Consider the following 2,969-nt stretch of genomic DNA (forward strand, 5'->3'; position numbering starts at 1 on the left):
CCGCCTCCGGCCCGGTCCGCCGCGCCTATGCGCTGGGCGAGGCGGCGCCCGCTCCGGCCTCCTCCGCCGCTCCCGCGCAGGCGTCGCCCACGCCTCCGGCGGCCCCCGCGGTCGGGCCGGCCGAGGCCGAGGGCCTGTGGCAGGCCGCCCTCCTCGCCTTCCTGGGCGGGCTCCTCCTCAACCTGATGCCCTGCGTCTTCCCGGTCCTGTCGATCAAGGTCCTGAGCCTGGTGCGCCATTCCGGCGAGAGCCCGGGCCGGGTGCGGCTGCACGGCCTCGCCTACGCGGCGGGCGTGCTCGCCACCTTCCTGGGCCTCGCCTCGGTGCTGATCGCGCTCAGGGCCGGCGGCGCGCAGATCGGCTGGGGCTTCCAGCTGCAATCGCCCCTGGTGGTGGCCGGCCTCGCCTACGGGCTCCTCGCCATGGGGTTGAGCCTGTCGGGGGTCTGGCATCTCGGCGGCCGGGCCGCCGCCCTCGGCGACGGTCTGACCCGGCGCACGGGGCTCGAGGGCTCGTTCTTCACCGGCGTGCTGGCGACGGTGGTCGCCACGCCCTGCACCGCGCCGTTCATGGGCGCGGCGGTCGGCTACGGCCTGACGCAGGGAGCGGCCGTGGCCCTCACGGTCTTCGCGGCGCTGGGCCTCGGCCTCGCCCTGCCCTTCGCCCTGCTGGCGGCCTGGCCGGCACTTCTGCGGCGCCTGCCCCGGCCCGGCGCCTGGATGGAGACGCTCAAGGGGCTTCTGGCCTTTCCGCTCTACCTCACGGTGGCCTGGCTCGTCTGGGTGCTGAGCCAGCAGGTCGGCCCGACCGGGCTGATGGCCGGCCTCACCGGCCTCGTCCTCGTCGGGTTCGGCGCCTGGGCGATCGAGCGCGGCCGGACGGCCGAGGGGCTCGGCCGGCGGGGGGCTCAGGTCGCGGTACTCGTGGCTCTGTTCGGCCTCGCCGGGCTCCTGGCCGTGCTCGACCGGGACCGCGCCGGGCCGGTGGCGGTCGCCTCCGCCGACGGGGTCGAGCCGTTCAGCCAGGCCCGGCTCGACGGGCTGCTGGCCGAGCACCGCCCGGTCTTCGTCAACATGACGGCGGCCTGGTGCATCACCTGCCAGGTCAACGACCGCGCCACCCTGCGGGCCGACGCCGTCCAGGCGGCCTTCAAGGCCCGCGACGTGGCGCAACTCAAGGGCGACTGGACCAACCAGAACCCGGAGATCACCCGGGTGCTCGAGGCCAACGGCCGCTCGGGCGTGCCGCTCTACCTGCTCTACGACGGGCGCGGCGGCGTCGCCGTGCTGCCGCAGATCCTCACCGAATCGATCGTTCGCGACGCGCTCGCCGCCCTCCCCGCCGCCGCCGGCCCCCGGGCCGCCTTGCGCTGACGCCCCCGGTGTCGGGCAGGCCTGCCATGCGCGAGAGCGGCTGAACCCGGGACGCCACCGTCTTTATGCTGCATCGCAGCAATGAGGACGGCGATGCAGTACACCCTCGACGAACCCGCCCGCGCCGCGTCCGGCGGACGGCCCGTGACCCTGGCGCTCCTCGCGCTGGCGGCGGCCTCGTTCGGTATCGGCACCACCGAGTTCGTCATCATGGGGCTCCTGCCCGAGATGGCGGCCGACCTCCGCGTCGACATCCCCACCGCCGGGCTGCTCGTCTCGGGCTACGCGCTCAGCGTCACCTTCGGCTCGCCGGTGGTGGCGGTGCTGCTCGGCCGCCTCGACCGGCGCCGGGCGCTCCTGGTGCTGGTCGGGCTGTTCATCCTCGGCAACGCGCTCTGCGCGCTGAGCCCCGATTACCGCCTGCTGATGCTCGCCCGCATCGTCACGGCGCTCTGCCACGGCGCCTTCTTCGGCCTCGGCTCGGTGGTGGCCGCCGATCTGGTGCCGCCGCACCGCAAGGCCAGCGCGATCGCGGTCATGTTCACCGGGCTCACCCTCGCCAACGTGCTCGGCGTGCCCTTCGGCACCGCGCTCGGCCACGCGCTCGGCTGGCGCGCGACGTTCTGGGCGGTGGTCGGCATCGGCTTCGCCGCCGCCGCGGCGCTCCTCGCCTGGCTGCCCCGGCACCTGCCGCGGGAATCCGGCAGCCTCCTGTCGGAGATGCGGGTCCTGCGCCGCCCGCAGGTGGTGCTGGCGATGCTCTTGAGCGTGCTCGCCTCCGCCAGCCTGTTCAGCGTCTTCACCTACGTGGCGCCGATGCTCGCCGCCGCCGCGGGGGCCAGCCCCTCGGCGATCACCGGCGTGCTGCTCCTGTTCGGCGTCGGGCTGACCCTCGGCAACGTCCTGGGTGGCCGCCTCGGCGACTGGCGGATGCTGCCCTCGGTGATCGGCCTCGGCCTCGCCCTCGCGGCGGTGCTGCTGGCCCTCCTGGCGATCCTGGCCCTGGTGCCGGGGAGCGCCGCCCTGGTGCCGGCCACCGCGGCGATCGGCGTCTGGGGCATCCTCGCCTTCGCGCTGGTGGCGCCGCTGCAGATGCGGGTGCTCACCACCGCCGACGGCGCCCGCAACCTCGCCTCGACGATGAACCAGGGCGCCTTCAACCTCGGCAACGCGCTCGGCGCCTGGCTCGGCGGCGTCGCCATCACGGCGGGCGTCGTCTACGCCGACCTGCCGCTGATCGGCGCGGTCCTGGCGCTCGCGGTGGCGGGCCTCGCCGTGGTGGCGCATCGGCTCGACCGGTGACGCGCGCGCCCTGCGCCGGGGCGGCCCGGGCGGGGATCGCCGCCGATCCTAAGCAGATTTCGCCGGAGTGGTGACCGGTTCGGCGCCGAAAATCTGCGACACGGCAAGAGCCTAAGCGGGCGAAGCGTTGGCCTGCCAACGGTACACGACCCTGGCCGGGAACCGTGCAGCCAGGCTTCATGACCCATTGCAAACCAACCCCTTTTCCGGACGACTGAAGCGAAGCGGAAGGAGATCCGGAATCCAGCACGAAAAGCCGCGAAGCGTCTCTTTGTCTGCGACGGTGCAACAGGT

At 74.2% G+C, this 2,969-nt stretch carries 2 protein-coding genes; both read left to right on the forward strand.

Features of this window, described 5'->3' with window-relative positions:
• Positions 1 to 1,373, forward strand: a 1,373-nt coding sequence (locus QR78_RS29455; protein WP_048431179.1) for a protein-disulfide reductase DsbD family protein, incomplete at its 5' end; no start/stop codon positions are given.
• A gap of 144 nt (positions 1,374 to 1,517) precedes the next feature.
• Positions 1,518 to 2,675 (forward strand): MFS transporter, encoded by a 1,158-nt coding sequence (locus QR78_RS29460; RefSeq protein ID WP_048431180.1) that lies wholly within the window; start codon positions 1,518 to 1,520, stop codon positions 2,673 to 2,675.
• Positions 2,676 to 2,969 lie beyond the last annotated feature (294 nt).

The sequence above is a fragment of the Methylobacterium indicum genome (assembly GCF_001043895.1).
GTDB classification, from domain to species: Bacteria; Pseudomonadota; Alphaproteobacteria; order Rhizobiales; family Beijerinckiaceae; genus Methylobacterium; species Methylobacterium indicum.